Genomic DNA, 20,634 nt, shown 5'->3' on the forward strand with positions numbered 1-20,634 from the left:
AGCCGACATGTCCCTGCTCGGCGGCATACGCCCGCCGATCGCCGTACTGTTCGCCCTGCTGCTCCTCCTGGCCGGTCTCACCGCCCTGAGCCTGGGCAGTGTCCGGAAGGACCGGCTGCCCGAAGCCGTACTGACCTCCCAGCAGTACTTCGCGGAGGACGGCGCGATCGCCCTGCGCGCGTCACTGGACGAGAGCGTCACCGACCTCAACCGGACCGCCGCGCTCTTCTCGGCCGGCGAACCGGTCGCTCCCGACGCGGTCCTCGACAAGATCGGCGGGGCCTACCAGAAATGGCGCGGCACGGCGCTCGTGGAGATCACCACCGGCCGGCTGCTCGCCGCCCGCGGCGAGAACCTCCCGCTGCCCGCCATCGACCTCTCCACGCTCTCCAAGGAGGGCGGGCTCACACCCCGGATGATCCGCCTGGAGAACGGCGAGACCCGTCTACTGACGCTCGCCCTGCTCTCCTGGCCCGGCCGGCCGCAGCAACTCCTGGTCTCCTCCAGCAGCCTGCGCTTCCCGGGCATCAGCCTCGGCGACTTCCGGGCCATCGCGGTCGTGGACCCCGAAGGCCGCATCCTCAGCAGTGACGGCATCCCCGAACCGGAGCAGGTCCTCACCGACCTCCAGCGCGAGGACGTCAAACGGGACACCAAGCAGCTCAAGTCCTTCGCCCGATCGGCGGCGAAGAAGGCCAGGAGCCACCCGCTGACCACCAAGGAGCCGGGCTCCGGCGGGTTCCGCGGGGTGAGCGGCAGCCTGCTGGGCGGCGAGTTCGCGGGAGACCGCGCCGCCGCGGGCTACGCGACCCTCACCGGCCCCGAGGCCGGCGTCGGGACGACCGCGACCAGCCTCGGCCTCACCGTCGTCGCCATGGTCAACGTCGCGGAGGACACCCGGTCGGCGACCGGCGCCTTCGCCGGCCTCCTCGCGGCCGGCGCCCTGCTGCTCATCGGCGGCCTGGTGATCCTCCTGCTCGTCACCACCGTCCAGCGGCCGCTGCTCGTCCTCTTCCTGGAGAGCCGCCGGCTCACCCGAGGTGACCTGCACCGACCCGTACGGGTCCCGCGCAGCGGTGAGGGTGCCCGGATCGGCCTGGCGCTGGAGCGGCTGCGCCGTCAGCTGCTCGACCGGCCCGACCCGGGCCCGGACGGCATCGCCGCCGGCGGCAGGCTGCGCAAGACCGGTGTCCGCACCCTCGTCGCCCTGTCCCTGGTCCTGCTGCTCGGCTGGTGTCTGCCCCTCGGCCTGATGCTCAACCAGGCCGGGGAGGACGTCGTCGTGCCCCAGCAGGTCGTCAACGACCAGCGCGAGCGCACCGACACCATGAACGACCGGGTCCGCCGCGCGCTCAACGAAGGACACGCCGACCTGGTGTCGGTCGGCTCGCTGATGAACGACCGCACCAGCGAGCAGCACATGACCGTCGTGCTGGAGCGCACGCTGCGCGAACACCTGCGCTACCAGTCGCTGTACGTGGTCGACGCGAACGGCAAGGTACTGGCCAAGGCCGGTACGGAGCCCAAGGCGCCCGCCGGCAGGGCGACCGGCCGGGAACCGATCACCCTGGTGAGGGGTGGCAAGGAGCCGCTCCTCGTGGCGACCGCCGAGACCACCGGCCGCCGGGGTGCGGCGGTCGTCGGTGAATTCCGGGTCGACTTCCTCAACTCGCTGCTCAAGCGGCCCGGCCTGGGCCAGGTCCGGGTCGTCGACGCGGAACACCGGGTGATCGCCTCCAACAGCGGCTACCGGGCCTTCGAGAAGCTCGACGACGAGCGGCTCGGCGCGCTGGTCGACGGGGCCGCCCTCAAGGTGGGCATGGCTCCCCGCCCGGCCGGGGTCCTCTACCGCGACCACGGCTCGCAGACCATCGCCGCCGCGACCCCGTTCGTGGGCGGCGGCGCGGCCAAGAACATGAAGTGGACCGTGGTCAGCTGGCAGCCGGCCAAGGGCCTGGCCATCCCCGAGTACAGCCTGCAGAACCGCACGGTGCTCGCCGGCCTGCTCGGCCTCACGGCGGCCCTGGTCTGCCTGGGCTGGCTCCACATCGTGGTGGTGCAGGCGCTGCGTGAACTGGCGCAGCGGGCCGAAGCCCTGGCGGACGGCGACCGCCGTACCGTCCTGTACCCGCGCCACCACGACGAGGTCGGCGCCGTCACCCGCAGCCTGGAAGTCATCAGGCAGCAGCTCCAGGAGCTGCGCAAGCGGGACGCGACCGGCACCACCGGCCGGACCGGCCGGGGGACCCGGCTCGTTCCCTAGCGTCCGGCCCCGGGCGCCCCGTTCCACGCGGTCAGCTGGAAGAGCCGCGCGGTGTGCATGTAGGGCGCTAGCGCAGTGGTGGCGAGCTCCAGTCGCTCGAGGTCGGCGTAGAACGCCGGGTCGTACTTCCGCGCGTCGTCGGTGATGTAGTCGCAGAAGCCGCGGATGCCGTAGTGCCGTACGTCGAGACAGCCGAGGTGGTGGAGGAGAGGGGTGATCTCCTCGGCCGTGTGAAGCGTCAACGTCGCGTCGAACATCTCGGTCCGGAGACGATCGGTGCCGAGCGCGGCCAGCGCGGCGGCCGGGTCCATCGCGCGGACGGCGACGTTCAAGGCCGCCGAGTGCCGGTTGATGGCCATCACCGAGAACAGCCCGCCGCGCCTCAGCGGGGCGAGGGCCGTGGCGAGCGTGCCGGGCACGTCGTCCACGTACTGGAGGAGGTTGTGGCACAGGACCACGTCGAACTCCCCGTCGGCGAGGCCGGCGGGCAGGGCGGTCACGTCGGCCCGGACGCAGGTGAGCAGCTCCGTCAGACCGGCCGCCGAGGCCCGCTCGGTCGCGGCGGCGAGCATGGCCGGCGCATGGTCGACGATGGTGACGTGGTGCCCGCGGCCGGCGAGGCGCAGGGCGTCGCCGCCGTCGCCGCCGGCAAGGTCGAGTACGCGCAAGGGCCCGTCACCCAGGCCGCCGAGATGCCGGGCCAGGTTCACCTCGGCGATCGCGTACCGCAGGCGGCCCCAGGGTGCGTCCTGCCACTCCTGCCAGGTGGTCATCGCGGCGTCGAACTTCTCGGGAGGAGCTTCAGGCATGTGGGGACCTCTGGGGACCGGAGCGGGCGCGGACCGCGCCGGACGTACCGGGTGGACGGACGAGGGCGAAGGAGGGGAGGCTGGAGCGTGCGTCCGGCGTCACCAGCTCCGGCTCACGGTCGCCTTGCCGCCGGTCACCAGGCTGGCCGGTGGAACGTCGTCGGCCACGACGGCGCCGGCGGCGATCACGGCATCACGGCCGATGGTGACACCGGGGAGGATCGTGGCGCCGGCACCGATCCACACGTTCTCCGCCACGTCGATGGGCGCGCCGGTGAGGTACAGCCGCCGCTCCTCGGGATCGACCGGGTGGCCGCTGGTGATGAACGTGACCTTCGGGCCCACCATCACGCGCGGGCCGAGCCGGATGCCGGCGTAGTCCAGGAACGTGCAGTTCTGGTTGATGAACACGCGCTCGGAGAGTTCGAGACGCAGGCCGTGGTCCGTGTAGAAGGGCGGATAGATCGTGACCCTCGGTGGCAGGGGCCTGCCGAGGATCTGCTCGAACAGCCGCGCCTTGCCCGCTTCGTCCTCGAAGGGCAGGACGTTCAGGCGCGAGGTGAGTTCGGTGACCCGGAGGACCCGCTCGGCCATGGCCTGGAACTCGGGGCTGTGGATGCGCATCAGACGGTCGCTGGACATGCCGCGATCCTTCCCGATGGAGTGGCGACCGGCCAAACCGGTGGAACGGCCGGCCCGGGGGGAGCCGGGCCGGCCGTCGGTGTGCGGTGTGCGATGCGCGGACGCGCTACGAGGTGTACGCCTCCAGTTCCGACAGCTGGCCCGCGGGCCAGCCGGTGTTGCCGGTGAAGGTCAGGCGCAGGTGGCGTACGGCGGACGAGGGGAGCGTGACGGTGACCGTGTTGGACCCCTCGGTGAAGGTGTAGGCGGCGGAGGCCTTGAGCGTGGACCAGGCCGCGTTGTCGGTGGAACCGAGCACGGAGAGGGTCTGGCTGCGGGTGCCCCAGGCCGCGGGGAGCTTCAGTACCAGTCGGCCGACGGTCTGGGCGGAGCCGAGGTCGACGGTGAGCGACTGGGGGAAGGCGTTGTTGTTGCTCTCCCAGTAGCTGCCGGAGTTCCCGTCGGTGACGTTGGCGGCCACGTAGCCCTGGGTGTGGGTCGTGTCGGTCGCGCTCTTGCCCTGCGCGAGGTTCGTGCCGGCCGGCGGGGTGGTCGGCGGCGGGGTGGTGGGCGGCGTGGTCGGCGGCGTGGTCGGGGTGCCGTCGCCGGCTGCGTAGACCTCGAACTCGGAGATCTGTCCGGCCGCCCAGCCGGTGTTGCCGGTGACGTTCAGCCGTACGTAGCGGACGTCCGCTGCGTCGAGGGTGAGCGTCGCCGTGTTGCCGGAGGCGGGATTGAAGGTGACCCCGGCGGAGGCGCGCAGCGTGGACCAGGCGGAGTTGTCGGTGGAGCCGAGCACCGCGAGGGTCTCGGTCCGCGTGGCCCAGTCGGAGGAGGGCGGCAGCTTGAGGGTGACCTTTCCGACCCGCTTGGTGTCACCGAGATCCACCGTCAGGGTCTGCGGGAAGGAGTTCCCGTTGCTCTCCCAGTAGGTGGAGGCGTTGCCGTCGACGGCGTTGGGCGCCGTGTACGACTGGACGGCCGAGGAAGCGGTGGCCGGCCTGCCCTGGGCGAGGTTGCCGTTCGGCGGGGTGGTGGGAGGCGTCGTCGGCGGGGTCGTCGGCGGCGTGGTGGGGGGAGTCGTGGGCGGGGTGGTCGGGGGAGTGGTGGGAGGTGTGGTCGGGTTGCTGGGCACGCCGCCGTTGGTCCACACCGGCGCGGGCCACACACCGGAGCAGGTCTGCCCCGTGTTCCAGCCGGAGTTGCCCCCGCCGTCGGTGATCTGGAGGCCGGCGCCGATGCAGTTGTGGATCGGGGTGGCCGACTGGGCGATGTTCTTGGCGGTGACGCGGGTGAACTTCGCGGTGAGGTTGGACTGGGCCTGGATGGCGTAGGTCCCGGCCCCGTCGATGTTGACGTCCGAGAACTCCACCCCGCTGATCGGCCCCTCGATCGAGTGGATCGCCGCGTACGAGGAGTCCAGGATGTCCGTGTCGGAGATCTTGATGCTGGCGCCCTGCACGGCCTCGTTCAGCCCGGAGAACCAGATCGCACCGACTCCGAAGTTCCAGTTGAAGTCGCTGTTCCCGGTGCGGATGAGGGTGTTGCGCGCGGCGGTGATGGTGCCGGCCACCGCGGTGCCCTTGCCGGAGTTGACCCCCGGGTAGCGGTTGGCGATGTGCAGGCCGCCGCCGTTGCTGATGGTGTCGGACATGACGTTGTCCGAGATGGTGAAGTCCTTGCCGCCGTACGTGACGATGTTGTTGGCGAGGATCGGCAGCACGACCGTGTTGTGGTCGAAGCTGATGTTGGTGTTCGGCTTGTCCTGCGGCCAGGAGGCCAGACCGTCGTCACCGGCGTTGCGCACGAACGTGTTGGTGACGCGAGAATTCGTGACACCCGTGTGGAAATTCACGCCGTCGGCCGTCATGTCGAGGAAGCGGCTGTTCTGGATGGTGAAGCGGTCCATCGGGCCGTCCATCCAGGCGGCGACCTTCACGTGCTGGATCCAGAGGTTGTCCACCGTGGAGTTGGACATCGCCCCGCCCAGGGCGTTGACCTGGTCGTCGTCGATGCGCTCGCGGATGTCGCCGACGATCGCGAAGTCCTTGAGGGTGACGTTCCTGCTCGGCCCGTTCGCCTCGTGGGACCGGACCGGGCCCGTGTAGCCGCCACCGGGGACGTACTTGCCGTAGAAGCCGGCGGCGCGGTTGCGGTTGACCGGGTCGCGCCCGCCGAAGACGGAGTACCAGGGGCCCGCGCCCTGGACCGTGACCCCGTCCACGACGACGTGGTCGTAGAGCGTGTAGCTGCCCGGCGGGACGTAGACCGTCTTGCCCTGCGCCTGTCCCGCGTTCACGGCGGCCTGCATGCGGGCCGTGGAATCCGTGGCGCCGGTCGGGTCCGCGCCGAAGTCGGCGACGGCGTCGAGCGCCCCGGCCGGCTTGCCGGTCGCGGGGGCGACCTGCTCGAAGTCGGCGAGGTCGATGGTGAAGGAGGGCGACTGCGCGGTCGAGGTGACCTGCACGCGGATCTTGGTGCCCGCCGGGTAGGTGGAGCCCAGCAGGGTGCGGGACTCGTCGTAGAAGTGGTGCGGGTTGGTGTCTCCCGGGTTGTTGTTGAAGGGATAACCGCCGTAGTACCAGCTGTACTTCGAGGTGACCGGAAGGGTCTTCACCGACTGGCCGTTCGCCCGTACGTCCAGTGTCGCGTCGCGCCCCTTCCCGTCGCCGGTGTCCGGGAGGCTGTAGCGCAGGGACATCGCGTTGGCGGGTTTGGTCAGGGTGAACTCGACGTACTGGCCGACCTCGTTCAGGGTCACGGCCTGCCGGCCGGACGCCTCCGAGGGGAGGTGTCCGTAGAGCCGGTCGGGGCCGATGAGCGCCCCGTTCGTCGCGGCGTACTCGGCCTCCAGCTCGGTGAACGGCACGCTCGCCCCCCGCCCGGCTATGCCGATCGGAGAGGGTGCGGGCACCCCCGCGGCGTGCGCCGCGGGGGCGGCGCCGAAGGTCAGGGCGGTCAGGGCGGCGCTTCCGGTCAGGGAGAGGGCCAGGAAGACGGCGCTGGCCCGCCGTCTGAGGGAGCGGACTTGCTCGGGTGTCGGGGGACTGCTCTGTGGGGGCTGAGGCACGGGCACGCACGTCCTTGCGGCTCGATCGGCGGGAGCGGAAGTGGCTCAACCCGGGACGCTACGACTCCACATGGAGGAAGTCTATGATCCTGCGCAAAAAACAGACGCGAGGCCGCAATAAATGTCCGCAGCGCAGGCTCGCGTGGGCGACGCCGGACCGCTCCTGCGGTCGGCAAGCTCCGGCGGTACGGCTCAGGAAGCGGTGAGGAAGTCGTAGTGGCCGGCGCCCGCGACGAGCGCGGATGTGAAGGAGAGGGGCAGTCCGGCGGCGTCGCGGGGGACTTCTTGCGCGGTCTGGCGGGTGAAGCCGAGCGAGACGCCGGGCACGGCCAGGCTCCCGGTGTCCGGGGCCGTCACGCTCCAGCCGCGCTCGCGCACCCGGCGCAGGATCCTCTCCGCGGGGTCGGCGAACACGTCGTGGCCGTCGAACAGGACCCGGGTGGTCGTGGCCTTCCCCTCGCCCGGCCACCACAGTTCGACCGCGTCGAGGCGCCCGTCCGCTTCGAAGAAGGCGGTGTAGCCCACCCCGTCGAAGGAGCCCAGCGCCCGCCGCTGCGGGCGTGCCGGGCGCGGCCCGACGACCCGCGGCTCGCCCCACGGAGCCACGGCGGCCATGGCCTCGCCGAAGGACATGCCCAAACGCAAAGGGTGCACACCGTTCGGCGGGTCGAGGATCAGGTCCATCACGTTCTCCGGTCGGTCCGTCCGAGGACCTCGCAGCCTATCGATCGGTGCTGTCGGCGCCGTCCGTGCTGACGCCGCGGTGGACGCGGCGCAGGGTGCGGATGGCAGGGATCGACAGCAGTGCCGCACAGCCGGCCAGGCAGGTGCCGGCGGAGACCAGCAGCAGTGTTTCCGGGGAGGCCAGCCCGGTGGCGGGGCCCGCCAGGATCTGGCCGAGCGCGATGCCGGACACCGAGCCGGCCAGCTCGTACGCGGTGACCCGGTTGAGGACTTCGGGCGGCGTGTGGGTCTGCACGCTGGTCGCCCACATCACCGACCAGAACGCCCAGGCGCCGCCGCCGATGACGTGACCCGCCAGCAGCGCCGGCAGCCCGGCGCCCAGCGCCACGCAGAGCGGCAGCACCGCGAACAGCGTCATGGCCAGCGCGCCGGCCGCCAGCGGCCGGGCCGGACGCAGTCGCAGTGCCAGCAGACCGCCGAGTACGGTGCCGACGCCGAGGGAGGAAACGGCCAGGCCGTAGGCGTTCGGGCCGAGCCGGGCGCCGATCACCGCTGAGCTCAGAGGCACCATCGGGCCGAAGAGCAGTACGCCGTAGGCCACCCAGATCAGGATCACCGCCCACATCCAGGTACGGGAGCGGAACTCCCGCCACCCTTGGCGCAGATCGCGCCGGAGCGAAGCCGGCTTCGGGGCGGCGGCGTCGGCCGATGCTCCCGGGGATGCGGGCGCGGGGGAGAAGCGGATGAGCCCCAGGCACAGGGCGCTGAGCGCGAAGGTGCCCGCGTCGATGGCGTACACCGTCCCGGCGCCGGTGAGCACGATGAGCAGTCCCGCCAGGGCGGGGCCGAGCAGTTGGGCGAGCGCGTCGGCGACCTTGAGCGTGGCGTTGGCCCGCTGCGGTTCCCGTGCGACCAGGGGGACCATGCCGTTCACGCCCGGCTGGAACATCGCGACGGCCGCGCCGGCCACGGCCGCCATGGTCACCAGCAGCCAGAACGGCGGTGTCCCGGCGAAGAACGCGGCAGCCAGCACGCCCTGGGTGACCACCCGGACGAGGTCCGCCCCCACCATCATCCGGCGGGCTCCCACCCGGTCGGCGAACACCCCGCCGAACAGGACCAGGAGGACGAACGTGCCCGTCCAGGTGCCGAGCACCAGGCCGACTCCGGAGATCCCGTACAGCGGGCCGACCGCGAGCGCGGCGGCCACCGGCATCATCGCGTCGCCGACGAGGGAGACCGCACGGGCGGTGAAGTAGAGCGTGAACCGGCGGTCCCACAGGGAGGGCCTGGCGGTTGGCGGATCGGTCGGCGGCGCTGCCTGCGCTGTCTGCGTCTGCGTCTGCGTCTGCTTCTGCTTCTGCTTCTCTACGGTCGTCACAGAACGATGCTGGACTAGACCAATTCCCCGCTCCAGTGTCCTGACCGACACGATGGGGTACTTTCGCGCCATGACGTCTCGTACGCCGCCCAAGTCCCCTGCACTCCACCGGGTCGTGGCCGTCCTGCAGCCCCCGCAGTCGACCTTCCCGCTGGCCTGCGCGACCGAGGTGTTCGCCGATCACAGCCCGGCCATCCCCACCCGCTACGCGTTCGAGGTCTGCACCGAGCACCCCGGCCCGGTGCGCACCCAGGCCGGCTACGACCTCCTGGTCACGACGGGCCTGGACGCCCTGGAGCGCGCGGACACCGTACTGGTCCCGGGCTGGCAACAGCCCGCCGGAACCGAGGTGTCACCCACCCTGATCGCGGCGGTCCGGCAGGCCCACGGCCGCGGCGCGAGGATCGTCGGCATCTGCTCGGGCGCCTTCGTGCTCGCCGCCGCCGGACTGCTGGACGACCGGCGGGCCGCCACCCACTGGGCCCAGGCCCCCGAACTGGCCACCCGGTTCCCGCGGGTCCAGGTCGACCCCGCCGTGCTGTACGTGGACCACGGCGACGTCGCGACCAGCGCCGGATCGGCCGCCGGCGTCGACCTCTGCCTGCACCTGGTGCGCACCGACCAGGGCGCCGCGTACGCGATGCGGATCGCCCGCCACATGGTGATGCCCCCGCACCGCGAGGGCTGCCAGCTCCAGTACGCCGAACTTCCCACCTCCGGACCGGTCGCCGACTCGCTGGCCCCGCTGCTGGATTGGCTGACCGGCAGGCTGGACCAGCCGGTCAGCGTCGACGACATGGCGGTCCGCGCCCAGGTCTCCGCCCGCACGCTGACCCGGCGCTTCACCGACCAGCTGGGCATCAGCCCCGGACGCTGGCTGCTGGACCGGCGGATCGCCGCCACCCGGGCCCTGCTGGAAGAGACCGACCTGCCCGTGGAAACCATCGCGCACCGGGTCGGCCTCTCCTCGGCCGTCAACCTGCGCCGGCGCTTCCACGAGGCCCTGCGCACCACACCCGCCGCCTACCGGCGGGCCTTCCGGGCGGACGCGAAGGAGCCCGCCCGCCCGCCACACGAGGTGGCGGGCAGACGGGCGCAGGAGCGGGAGCGGGATCACTTGCCCCGGTAAGCGTTGATGATCGTGACCTCGGAGACGTTGCCCTGCTTGTCGCTGACCTTGGCCCGGAAGGAGATCCCCTGGTTCTTGGCGGGGTTCCGGACGGAGAACGCGCCGTCGGTGACCTCGACCTGCTTCCAGGTCGCGCCGCCGTCGAGGCTCACGGAGACCGTGAGCGACGCGAGGTTCTTTCCGGAGGCCGAGCCCTGCACGGTCACCGGGATCCGGGTGACCTTGCCCGCCGGAGCGCGGGAGGCGAGGTCGAGCGGAGCGTCGAAGCGCACCGTGGAGACCGGGAGCGCGGTGCGCGCGGCGACCTGGCCGGAGCGGAAGGTGAAGCTCGTGTCGATGCGGGTGGAGACGGCGGAGACGTCCTTGGACCGCTCGACGGAGGTGGTCAGCCGGTACTTCGCGTCGGCGCCGTCGACGGTGAAGGGCTCCCAGCCGCTCAGCGCGTCCTCGTTCTCGGCGACCTTGACACCGTTGCGGTACAGGGTCGTGGCGGTCTTGGTCAGCGCCGACGAGCCCGTGTGGCCGGAGCCGTCGCCGAACAGCGGCACCGCGCCGGTGAGGGTCTGCTTGCCCGTCTCCGGGTCGGGCGCGCTGCGGAACACGCCCAGGCCCTTGCCCAGGACCGGTCCGAAGACCCCGGTGTTGAAGGTCTCGCGGTACGAGGAGCCGGCCTTGTAGCGCTTCGGCTGCAGGGAGGCCTGGTCCGCCTCGACGCGCTGGTCACCGTCGGCGTTCGGCGCGCCGAGCTGCCAGAACCCGCTGCGCCAGGTCGCACCGTCGAGGGCGGAGAGCAGCAGGGTACGGGTGCCGGGCGCGGGCTGGACCGCCCCGTAGAAGTCGCCCTGGGACATGCCGGGCAGGGTGGGGGCGGCGTAGGCGTAGCCGGACTTGCCGCGGGCGGGCGAGCCCATCTCCACGGAGAGCTTCGCCAGTTGCGTCGCCTTCAGGTGCCGCACGTAGCCGGTGGCGAGACGGTTCGTCGCGCCGCCGAGGGCGACGTTGTACTGGGAGGCCGGCGCCTTGAGGAAGGTCGCGAGCCAGCTCTGCGTGAGCGAGCCGTCGGTCACGGCCGGACCCATGTGGGCGGAGCGGAACCCGGTGTAGCCCTTCGGGAGGACCCAGCCGTTGCCGAGGTGGCCCACGCCGACCTTCTGCTCGTAGTACGGAAGGGCGAAGTCGGCCGTGGCCAGACCGGGCACGGTGATGTCCACCGGCTTCGCGGTGCGCGCGTCGACCTTGACCTTGGTGGTACCGGCGACCTCCAGTCGCGGCTGGACCAGCCAGTCGACGCCCTTCGTGAGGTCCGAGCCGTCCTGGTACACGGCGCCGTGGAGGGCGTAGGTGCCCTTGGGCAGGCGCAGGGTGCGGGTGCCGGTCTCGTTGCTGACGCCCTCCCAGATGCCGTCGGCGGCGCCGCCGATCCCGAACAGGGAATGGGAGAACTCGCGGGCGGGGCGGCCGTCGCGGTCGACCGTCGTGATGGTGACGTCGTACGCCTCGGCCTCACGGACGGCTGCCGCGCCCGAGCGCACCGACTGGCCGCCGCCGGTGGCGGTGACGTAGGCGGAGAAGTCGCCGTCGACCGTGCCGAGCCGGGTGTCGGCGGACAGGGCGACCTCGGCCCGGCCCCCCGCGGGCACGGTCACCTTCTTGGCGCCGAGCGTGAAGAAACCGGCCGGGGCGGGCTTGCCCCGGGAGTCGGTGCCCGCCACCGCGAGGTCGAGGGTGATCGCGCTCTTGCCGAGGTTGCGGTAGGCGATCTTCTTGGTGAGCGGCTTGTCGTCGGCGTGCGGCCACTGGGCCGTGCCGAGGGACACCGACGGCTGCTCGGTGATCACCGTCTGGGTGAGGGCCTTGTCCACCTGTACGCGGCCGGTGCCCTGCTGCTGGACGCCGGTCGCGCCGTCCTTCGTGGACGCGGTCAGTGCGCCCTTGAGCTCGGTCCCGGTCCAGCCGGGGTTCTTCTGCTTGAGCAGCGCCGCCGCTCCGGCCACGTGCGGGGTGGCCATGGAGGTGCCGCTGAGCACCAGGTAACCCGGGACGGGGTGCTGGGCCGCGGGGTCGGTGTCGAGCTTGCTCCCCGCGGCCGCCGCGGCGGTGATGCCGACGCCGGGCGCGGTGAGGTCGGGCTTGACGGCGCCGTCGCCGACGCGCGGGCCCCGGCTGGAGAAGCCGGCGAGGACGTCCTTGCCGTCGACGGCGCCCACGGTCAGGGCGGCGTCGGCGCTGCCGGGCGAGCCGACCGTGGACGCGCCGGGGCCGTCGTTGCCGGCGGCGATCGCGAACAGGACGCCCTTCTCGGCCGACAGCTTGTCGACGGTGGCCTCGACCGGGTCGACGCCGGGGAAGTCCCGGCTGCCGAGGCTGAGGTTGACGATGTCGGCGCCCTCGGCGACGGCCCACTCCATGCCCGCGATCACCGCGGAATCGCTGCCGTAGCCGCTGTCGTCGAGGACCTTGCCGCTGATCACCTTGGCGCCGGGCGCGACGCCCTTGAGGCGTCCGCCGGACGCGGCCCCGGTCCCGGCCGCGATGGAGGCCACGTGGGTGCCGTGGCCGACGCGGTCCGCGGCGTCGGGGGAGTCCGAGAAGTTCTTCTCCCCGACGACCTGGGTCTTCAGGTCCGCGTGCGTCTTGTCGACGCCGGTGTCCAGGACGGCGATCTTCACGCCCTTGCCGTCGAACCCGGCCTGCCAGGCCCGGTCGGCGCCGATCTGCTTCGTGCTCTTGTCCAGGCTCGCCCTGCGCACCCCGTCCAGCCAGACCGTGCCGATGCCGGCTCCGGCCGCGCGGGCCCCGCGCGCCGTGGGATTCGTCAGCGCCTCCCAGACCTTCGTGGCATCGGCGGGCGAGGCCACGAGGGCTTCCGCGTTGACGGTCGGCAGGACGTGCTGCGCCGCGTTGCCGGCCGCGGACCGCAGTTCCGTGCGCGCCGCCGCGGCGTCGCCCTCGTACTGGACGATCAGGCCGAGTCCGCCGCGGTGCAGTTTGCGCAGGGTCGGGTCGGCGAGCGCGGCGACGTCGAAGAGGCGACGGTCCAGCTTGCCGGAGGCCAGCAGGGCCCGGGCGTCGGCGGGCAGGACCAGCGTGCGGCCGCCGGCGCGTTCGATCTCGACCGGTACGCGTTCACGGCCCTTGCCGGGTTCGAAGCGCACGAGGGCGCCGCTGCCGTCGACGGTCACCCGGTCGCCGGTGATCAGCGTGACGGTCACGGGGGTACCCGTGGTGGCGGTGGCCGGGGCGCCAGGTGCCCAGGAGGCGGCGGATGCCGCCCCCGCGGGGCCGGTCAGTCCCGTACTGAGGGCGACGACGGCCGTGGCGAGGGCGAGGGCCCCGGCGGCGCGTCGAGGCGTGCGTGTCCGTATGAACAACTCTGCTCCTGTGGAAGGCGTGCACGGCGGCCTGAGCCGCGGCACGCATCCCGTCGTGTGGCGTACGAGGCGTACGCGGTGTGTGCGTGGCGTGGGTGACGCCGGCCGCCGGGGCCCGGACGACCCGTGTCCCACCCGCCCCCAGGGGGAATGCAGGGGCGGACGGGGCGAGCCGTCCGGGCCGCTCGGCGACCGGGGTACGACAGCAGTCCACCGGCTCGCGGATTGTTCAGCAGCCTCCATCCGGGCGGCTGAACAATTGTTTTCCGTGGCTGACGAGGCCCTTGTGGCTGCCGGGGTTCCCCTCCTACGGTGGAAAGGATCTTGATCGGTGGGGAGGGGAACAGCATGGGGAGCGGCGCGGGAAGGCCTGAGAAGGCGCTCGATCCACAGGCCGGTCCCGTGGCCCGGTTCGCCGGTGAGCTCCGCGCACTGCGCCGCGAGGCCGGCTCCGTCCCCTACCGGGAACTGTCCGCGCGGGCCGGCTATTCGGTGACCGCGCTCTCCCAGGCCGCCGCCGGGAACCGGCTCCCGAGCCTGCCCGTGACGCTGGCCTACGCCGAGGTCTGCGGCGGCGCCCGGACGGAATGGGAACGACGCTGGCGCGAGGCCGAAGCCGAGGCCGAAGCCGAGGCCGAGGCCGAGGCCGGAGCCCTGGCCTCCCTCGCGCGCGGCGCCGAGGGAGGCGGCACCCCGCCCTACCGGGGCCTGACACGGTTCGAACCCGAGGACGAGCCGGTGTTCTTCGGCCGGGAACGCCTGACCGCCGAACTGACGGCCCTGGTCGCCGAACACCGCTTCGCCGTCGTCCTCGGCCCCTCCGGCAGCGGAAAGTCCTCCCTGCTGAGGGCCGGTCTCATCCCGCGGCTGCGCCGCTCGGCGCCGCCGCTGCCGCCCGCCGCGGCCCTGCGCGTCCTCACCCCCGGCGAACACCCGATGCGCACCCACGCGCCGGTCCTCGCCCCGGCCGCCGCAGAGGGCGAGACCTGGCTGATCGTCGACCAGTTCGAAGAGGTCTTCACGCTCTGCGCGGACCCCGAGGAACGCGAGGAGTTCCTCGCGGCCCTCCTCGCCGCCCGCCACCCCGGAAGCCGGATCCGCGTGGTGCTCGGCGTACGCGCCGACTTCTACGCGAACTGCCTGGCCCACCCCGCTCTCGCCGAGGCCGCCCGGGCCGCGACCCTCCCCGTGGGCCCGCTGACCGCCGAGGAGATGCGCGGCGCCATCGTGCGCCCCGCCGCAGCGGCCGGCCTCACCGTCGAACGCGCCCTCACCGCCCGGCTCGTGGAAGAGGTCACCCGGGAACCCGGCAGCCTGCCGCTGCTCTCCCACGCCCTGCTGGAGACCTGGCGCCGCCGTCGCGGACGCACGCTCACCCTGGCCGGCCACGAGGCGGCCGGTGGGCTGCGCGGAGCCCTGGCCCAGACCGCCGAGGAGGTGTACGCGGAACTCGGGCCCGACCGCGCCGCCGTCGCGCGGCGCCTCCTGCTGAACCTGATCACCCCCGGCGAGGGAACCCCCGGCGACGGAGCCCCCGGAGAGGGAACCCCCGGAGAGGGAACCCCCGGCCATGGAACCCCCGACACGCGGCGGCCCGTACCCCGCGACACCCTCGTGCCCCCGGATTCCGCGGAGGCCGCCGAGGCGGGGGCCGTGCTCGACCGGCTGGCCCGGGCCCGCCTCGTCACCCTCGACCACGACGTCGTGGACCTGGCGCACGAGGCCCTGATCACCGCATGGCCGCGGCTGAGCGGCTGGATCGACACCGACCGCGAACGGCTGCGCCGCCACCGCCGGCTGACCCAGGCCACCGAGAACTGGCTGACCCGCCGACGCGACACCGGAGCGCTCCTGCGCGGAGGGGAACTGGCCGAGGCCGAGAGCACGTTCGCGGAGGGAAATGCCCGCTCCACCGAACTGGTCACACCGGAGCGGGAGTTCCTGCGCGCGGGCCTCGCCTTCCGGGCCCGTGCGCGCCGCATCCGCCGCGGCGTGACCTCCGTCGTCGCCCTCCTCCTGGTCCTCCTCACGGTGGCGAGCACGACCGCCTGGCAGCAGGGCCGCGACAACGTCCGCCAGCGGGTCGACGCCGAGATCCGGCGGGTCAAGGGGGAGGAGCTGGCCGCCGGTCAACTGGCGGCCGTGGCCGAGGGGCTACGGAGCTCCGACCCCGCGCTGGCGATGCGGCTGAGCCTGGCCGCCTGGCGGGTCGCCGAGACCGCCGAGACCCGGTCGGCGCTGCTGGCGGCCTCCGTCCAGGCCGAGACGGACGCCTACGACGTGCCGGACGAGGCGGGCCCCTGGACCTCCCACCCGGCGCTCCCGGTCCGGTTGAGCGCGGACGGCCGCACCGCGGTCACCGTCGACGTCGACTCCGTACGCGCCTGGGACGTCAGGAAGAGGACGGCGATCGGACCGGCGACGGCCCTCGACCGGACCACCCTGTTCCGCGGGATCTCCCCGGACGGCCGCACCGCCCTGCTGCAGGGCGGCGGGGAGGACGTGGAGCACGGAGGCGGGACCGGGGCCCGTCGACTGGACCTGGTGTCCGGGACGGCTGTGGACGCCTCGCCCCGGCGGGCGGGTGCCTCGATCGCCTGGACGGCCGCCGAGCAGGTGGTCGCGAACATGGACATGGACGGCGCCGCCGGCCGGCTCTCGCTCCGCGACGTACGAGACGGCCGGACCCTGCTGGAGGTGCCGACCGGGCGGCATCCGATGTGGGCCCTCAGCCCCGACGGACGCCACCTGGCCGTGTGCGCCAGGGGAGGGGACGCGGCGAGCCCCTTCGCACGGGCCGACGTGCCCCTGAGGGTGTGGGACGTGGCCCGGGGCACGGAACTGCCCGCCACCCGGCCGGGCGGGTGCGCCGTCGCATCGTTCCGTTTCACCGGCGACGGCGCCGGCCTCATGGTCCAGGCGCCGGACGGCCTGAGCGTGTGGGACCCGATCACGGGCGGGGAACCGGTCCGGATCGGTCACCCCGGCCTGACCGAGATGACCACCAGCCCCGACGGCCGGTTCGCCGCGGCCGTCGACGGCCGGGAGATCCTGATGTGGCGGCTCGCCGCGCCCGAACGGCCGGTGTTCCGGTACTCCCTCGCCAACGGGGCCGCCTCCCAGCTCCGGATCGACCCGCAGGACGGGGTCATCAGGTACCTGACCGAACGCCGGCTCGGTGACACCGTGGTGCGGACGATCTCCTACGGACCGGCCACGACACCGGCCTGGACCGCGGCGCCGGCATCGACGGGCACCTTCAGCGCCGACGCCACGACGGTCGCGGTCGACCGACGGCAGGGCGACAGCACCTGGGCCGAGGCCTACGCCGTCGCCGACGGCCGGCGCACCGCCCGCACCCCGTCGGCCGACTGCCCGACAACCGCACCGGGGTCCACCGAGGCCGGCACGCGATCGCCGACGGGAACGCCCACCGAACACGACTGCCGCGTCCTGCTGGCCCTCACCCCCGACGGGCACACCCTCGCCCACGCCCGGACCGACTTCGCCGAAGGCCCGGAGGCCGCCACCGAACGGCGCGAGAGCGCCGAGGAGCCGGCGCTGTGGGACATACCGGCGAACACGGCCCGCCCGCTCCCCGCGGACCCCGAACCTCCGCGCGCGGCCCGGATGCCCATCACCGCGATGGCCATCTCACCCGACGGCCGGTCCCTGCTCACGACGCGCGCCGGCGTGGACGCCCTGGACGTCCGGGACCTGGCGAGCGGCCGCCGGACCCTGCCCCAGAGCCCCACCGAGGACCGGAACTCCCCGGTGGTACTCCTCCGGAGCGACCGGTCCTCCCGGGTCGCGGTCCGCCCCGACGGCCGGCTCCTCGCGACCTCCTCGACCACCTACGACATCCCCACCGGCCGGCGCACCGAACGGGGCTCGGCCGTGGAACGCGGCGGGGTGATGGCCTACAGTCCCGACGGCGCACGCCTCGCGGTCGGTGACACGGCCGGCGGGGTCACCCTGTGGGACGGACAGGCCGAACGGCGACTGGCCACCCTCCCGGGCGGGTTCGACGCGGCCGGGTTCGACGCGGTCGGCTCCGACGCCGTCAAGGCCGTCACCGCCCTGGCCTTCTCCCCGGACGGCCGGACCCTGGCCGTGGCGGCCGCCTCCGGCACGCTCCGGCTCTGGGACGTGGACGCGGGCCGGCCCCTGGGATCCCCGCTGCCGACCCCCGGCGACGGGATCGTGGCCGTCGCCTTCTCTCCCGACGGCCGCACCCTGTACAGCGCGGGCGAGCACAGCACCGTCCGCACCCACCAGGTGGCTCCGGCCCGGCTCGCGGAGTCCGTCTGCACCCGTGCCGGAACGGGACTGTCCCGGGCCGACTGGCGCACCTACCTCCCGGACCTCCCGTACCGGAAGACCTGCTGACGGCGCCCGCGCGGCGCGCGGCGCGAAGCGCCGGCGCTAGTGCTGCTGCCGCTGGGGATGCTGGGGCTGCTGCTCGCGGGGGTCGGACGCCGCACGCATCGTGGCGAGGGACTTGTCCAGCCCGCGCTTCATCAGACCGCTGAGCGGTCGTTCCACGAGGCGGTGGATGAGCCAGGCGGTGAGGAGCGCGACGGCCAGGGAGACGGCGAGGGCGGCGCCCGATCCGATCCCGAGGGTGCGCAGCCAGTGGATCAAGGTCCAGCCGGCCTCCTGGTGGATGAGGTAGAGCGGATACGTGAGGGCGCCGGCGACGGTCAGCCCCTTCCACTGGACCCGGTCCAGGTACCCGAGGGCGACCACGATGATCACCAGGTAGCAGAGGGTGATGACGGTGGCGACGACCGCCCAGGAGAGCGGGTGCCCCGTGGCCTTCTCGTAGGCGTGCTTCATCCCCTCTATTCGGCTCATCGCGACGAGCCACGTGAATCCGACGATGCCCCACAGGAGCAGGTTCGGCCCGAACCGGTACATCAGGAACATGGCCACGCCCGCGATGAAGTACGGGGACTCCTGCGGCATGGCGAAGCTCTCCAGGAGCGGGATCTTCGTCTGCGGGGCGAGGAGCGCCGCGGCGGCCCAGATGCCGCAGAACGCGACGACCCGGCGGTAGGTGAGGCCCATCGTCACGACGATGGCGAAGAGCAGGTAGAACTGCAGCTCCATCCACAGCGTCCAGTAGACGCCGTCGATGTACTTGTGGCCGAGCGGGTCGACGAACATGGTCAAGTTCGCGAGCACGGTGGGGAGTTCCAGGCCGGCCCGGGCCTTGGGCCGGCCGAGGTGCGGCACCAGCAGGAGTACGCCCGCGGTCAGCAGGACGGCCGCCCAGTAGCCGGGGAAGAGCCGGATGACCCGTGAGACGAAGAAGTCGCCGGGCTTGCGCCCCCAGCAGCTCATGCAGATCACGAAGCCGCTGATGATGAAGAAGAGCTGCACGCCGAGCCAGCCGTACGAGGTGAACCGGGCGATGTGCGGCATGAAGTCGGACGGGACCTTGCCGCCCCAGATCTGGGGCACCCCCGCGAAGGCCGTCCAGTGGAACGCCAGAACGGCGAGGGCGGCGATCAATCGCAGCCCGTCGAGCGCGTACAGGCGGGGCGTGGATCTGCGCCCGGCCGTCTCTGCGGGCGCCGGGCCGGAGGCTTCGGGCGTGGTCGGAACATGCCCCTCGGTCGGTCTTATTGCGGCCTGGGCCATGGGTCCATCGCATTCTGCTGGTGGATTCTGGACTGCTGTGCACATCTGCACCACCTGGAAGTGAGCCGCGTCCCAGGCATGCGAAGGGGCGAGGCCCCGTGCGAGACCTCACCCCGGCGGGCCCGGCTCCCCTCCCCGTTCCGAAACCGCTGCCCATGATGCCGCGCCCGGTGAAGGCCGAGGGCGCCGCAGGGATTCTAGCCTCGGGCCTGGCGTGGCGCGGTCTCGATGGCCGCGATGGTGTCGTGAATTCGTAGGGTGCGGCGAAAAACGGAGCCGGCCCCCGCCACCGCCGAACGGGTCGCCGTCGTCGCCGCGTACAGCGTGTGTCGGGGGTTTGGCCGCGCCGTGCAGTGGAAGAGTCGAGTGCGAGGTGGGCGACCGGCGGTTCCTGCCCGGCCGGGGGACCGCAACCGCACCCCTCGCCACCGCGACGTGAACGGGAGTTCCCTCGATGCGCATCTACGCCCAGACCCCGGCGCGTCGGAACCGCCAGATCCTCGCGGACCTGATCGCGGTCCTCCTGATGGCCGCGGCGGTGACCTTCGCCCTCGCCGTCCGCAGAACGATCATGCTGCTGGCCGAGCCGGGGCGGAAGGTCGAGAGCTCCGGCGACAGCCTGGCCACCGAACTGGGCAACGCCGGCAACGCGGCCTCGAAGGTGCCGCTCGTCGGTGACCTGCTGAAGACGCCACTGCAGTCCGCGGCCGACGCGAGCACCGGGTTCGCCGACGCCGGACAGTCGCTTCAGGACACCGTCGCCCAGGTCGCCACACTCACCACCACGGCTCTCATCGTCATCCCCGTCGCCTTCGTGCTGTTGCTGTGGCTCCCGCCGCGGCTGCGCTGGATCCGCCGCAGCGCCGCCACGCGCCGCCTGCTCGAGGCCCCGGGAGGCGCCGACCTGCTCGCGCTGCGCGCCCTGACGGGCCCGCTGGGCGATCTCGCCGCGCTGCCCGTTCCGCCCGGAGGGCTCGCCGATGCCTGGCGCCGCGGCGACGAGCCCGTCATCGCCGATCTCGCCGCCGTCGCACTGCGGCGGGTGGGCCTACGGGGCTGAAGCGCGAGGCCCCGGCTCAGCTCAGCTCCTCGGCCAGCCCGATGATGATCCCCTCCGGGCCGTGGAGGTAGCAGAGCAGATAGCTGTCGCCGAACCGGGCGATCTCACCGACGAGTTCGGCGCCGTGAGGACGCAGACGGGCCACGGTGTCCTCGAGGTCGTCGACGGCGAACATGACGCGGTGCGTCCCCAGGACGTTGTGCGGCCGCTTGCTCGGCCCGGTGCCGATGACGGCCGGGCTGCGGTACTTCGCCAGCTCGAGCCGGCTGTTCCCGTCGGGCGTCCGGACCATCGCGATGTCACAGTGCACACCGTCGAGCCCTGTGCACTGGTCGGCGAAGAGCCCCTCGATCTCGGCCCTGCCCTCCAGCTCCATACCGAGTTCCACGAAGAACGCGATGGCGGCGTCCAAGTCCTCGACGACGATCCCGACGTTGTCCATCCGCTGAATCGCCATGCGGGCTTCTCCTCTTCCTCGTGCGGCCGGGGGCGGCCACTGACACCCCTGGGACGTAACCGGTGGCGCGTTCTCGACATCCTCCCGCGGCACGACCTCCGGCGAGGGCCGGCCGCGCGGGGCCGGGGTGTTGTCCGCGCGCG

The 20,634-nt window shown here is 72.8% G+C and carries 12 protein-coding genes; 4 read left to right on the forward strand and 8 right to left on the reverse strand.

Annotated elements, in window-relative coordinates; translation table 11 throughout:
• The first annotated feature begins 7 nt into the window (after positions 1–7).
• Positions 8–2,263 (forward strand): HAMP domain-containing protein, encoded by a 2,256-nt coding sequence (locus ACWCP2_RS33050; protein ID WP_450912263.1) that lies wholly within the window; start codon positions 8–10, stop codon positions 2,261–2,263.
• On the opposite strand, the gene ACWCP2_RS33055 is transcribed toward ACWCP2_RS33050, so the two are convergent.
• The 5 genes from ACWCP2_RS33055 to ACWCP2_RS33075 form a co-directional block, all read right to left on the reverse strand.
• Complete coding sequence (locus ACWCP2_RS33055) at positions 2,260–3,072, reverse strand: class I SAM-dependent methyltransferase (RefSeq protein ID WP_450912245.1); 813 nt, start codon at positions 3,070–3,072, stop codon at positions 2,260–2,262. The genes ACWCP2_RS33050 and ACWCP2_RS33055 overlap by 4 nt on opposite strands.
• A 99-nt stretch (positions 3,073–3,171) precedes the next feature.
• On the reverse strand, positions 3,172–3,714 hold the full coding sequence (locus ACWCP2_RS33060) for a DapH/DapD/GlmU-related protein (RefSeq protein ID WP_450912246.1): 543 nt from the start codon (positions 3,712–3,714) through the stop codon (positions 3,172–3,174).
• 106 nt (positions 3,715–3,820) lie between these two features.
• On the reverse strand, positions 3,821–6,763 hold the full coding sequence (locus ACWCP2_RS33065; RefSeq protein ID WP_450912247.1) for a discoidin domain-containing protein: 2,943 nt from the start codon (positions 6,761–6,763) through the stop codon (positions 3,821–3,823).
• Between the two features lie 192 nt (positions 6,764–6,955).
• Positions 6,956–7,447 carry a hypothetical protein gene (locus ACWCP2_RS33070; RefSeq protein WP_450912248.1) on the reverse strand — a complete coding sequence of 164 codons (492 nt, stop codon included), beginning with the start codon at positions 7,445–7,447 and terminating at the stop codon, positions 6,956–6,958.
• Between the two features lie 37 nt (positions 7,448–7,484).
• Complete coding sequence (locus tag ACWCP2_RS33075) at positions 7,485–8,828, reverse strand: MFS transporter (RefSeq protein WP_450912249.1); 1,344 nt, start codon at positions 8,826–8,828, stop codon at positions 7,485–7,487.
• 70 nt (positions 8,829–8,898) lie between these two features.
• Here ACWCP2_RS33075 and ACWCP2_RS33080 point away from each other — a divergent pair, with 70 nt between their 5' ends.
• A complete protein-coding gene (locus ACWCP2_RS33080) occupies positions 8,899–9,957 on the forward strand; it encodes a GlxA family transcriptional regulator (protein WP_450912250.1) in 1,059 nt (352 codons plus the stop codon).
• Here the strand turns inward: ACWCP2_RS33080 and ACWCP2_RS33085 are convergent.
• Complete coding sequence (locus tag ACWCP2_RS33085) at positions 9,942–13,328, reverse strand: S8 family peptidase (RefSeq protein WP_450912251.1); 3,387 nt, start codon at positions 13,326–13,328, stop codon at positions 9,942–9,944. The two genes, ACWCP2_RS33080 and ACWCP2_RS33085, sit on opposite strands and share 16 nt — an antisense overlap.
• A 348-nt stretch (positions 13,329–13,676) precedes the next feature.
• On the opposite strand from ACWCP2_RS33085, the gene ACWCP2_RS33090 reads away from it, so the two are divergent.
• Positions 13,677–17,717, forward strand: a complete 4,041-nt coding sequence (locus ACWCP2_RS33090; RefSeq protein ID WP_450912252.1) for an nSTAND1 domain-containing NTPase — start codon at positions 13,677–13,679, stop codon at positions 17,715–17,717.
• Positions 17,718–17,753: 36 nt separating this feature from the next.
• Here the strand turns inward: ACWCP2_RS33090 and ACWCP2_RS33095 are convergent, their stop codons facing one another.
• On the reverse strand, positions 17,754–18,974 hold the full coding sequence (locus ACWCP2_RS33095) for an acyltransferase family protein (RefSeq protein WP_450912253.1): 1,221 nt from the start codon (positions 18,972–18,974) through the stop codon (positions 17,754–17,756).
• A gap of 454 nt (positions 18,975–19,428) precedes the next feature.
• Between ACWCP2_RS33095 and ACWCP2_RS33100 the strand changes: the two genes are divergently transcribed.
• A complete protein-coding gene (locus ACWCP2_RS33100; RefSeq protein ID WP_450912254.1) occupies positions 19,429–20,034 on the forward strand; it encodes a hypothetical protein in 606 nt (201 codons plus the stop codon).
• A 16-nt stretch (positions 20,035–20,050) separates the two neighbouring features.
• Here the strand turns inward: ACWCP2_RS33100 and ACWCP2_RS33105 are convergent, their stop codons facing one another.
• Positions 20,051–20,491 (reverse strand): VOC family protein, encoded by a 441-nt coding sequence (locus ACWCP2_RS33105; protein ID WP_450912255.1) that lies wholly within the window; start codon positions 20,489–20,491, stop codon positions 20,051–20,053.
• Positions 20,492–20,634: the final 143 nt, after the last annotated feature.

This window comes from Streptomyces sp. NPDC002104 (assembly GCF_053593795.1).

Bases quoted from the DNA above. Each gene is read 5' to 3' on its own strand.
- ACWCP2_RS33050 (WP_450912263.1), top strand. From the start codon at position 8: ATGTCCCTGCTCGGCGGCATACGCCCGCCGATCGCCGTACTGTTCGCC.
- ACWCP2_RS33055 (WP_450912245.1), bottom strand. From the start codon at position 3,072: ATGCCTGAAGCTCCTCCCGAGAAGTTCGACGCCGCGATGACCACCTGG.
- ACWCP2_RS33060 (WP_450912246.1), bottom strand. From the start codon at position 3,714: ATGTCCAGCGACCGTCTGATGCGCATCCACAGCCCCGAGTTCCAGGCC.
- ACWCP2_RS33070 (WP_450912248.1), bottom strand. From the start codon at position 7,447: ATGGACCTGATCCTCGACCCGCCGAACGGTGTGCACCCTTTGCGTTTG.
- ACWCP2_RS33080 (WP_450912250.1), top strand. From the start codon at position 8,899: ATGACGTCTCGTACGCCGCCCAAGTCCCCTGCACTCCACCGGGTCGTG.
- ACWCP2_RS33090 (WP_450912252.1), top strand. From the start codon at position 13,677: ATGGGGAGCGGCGCGGGAAGGCCTGAGAAGGCGCTCGATCCACAGGCC.
- ACWCP2_RS33095 (WP_450912253.1), bottom strand. From the start codon at position 18,974: ATGGCCCAGGCCGCAATAAGACCGACCGAGGGGCATGTTCCGACCACG.
- ACWCP2_RS33100 (WP_450912254.1), top strand. From the start codon at position 19,429: ATGCGCATCTACGCCCAGACCCCGGCGCGTCGGAACCGCCAGATCCTC.
- ACWCP2_RS33105 (WP_450912255.1), bottom strand. From the start codon at position 20,491: ATGGCGATTCAGCGGATGGACAACGTCGGGATCGTCGTCGAGGACTTG.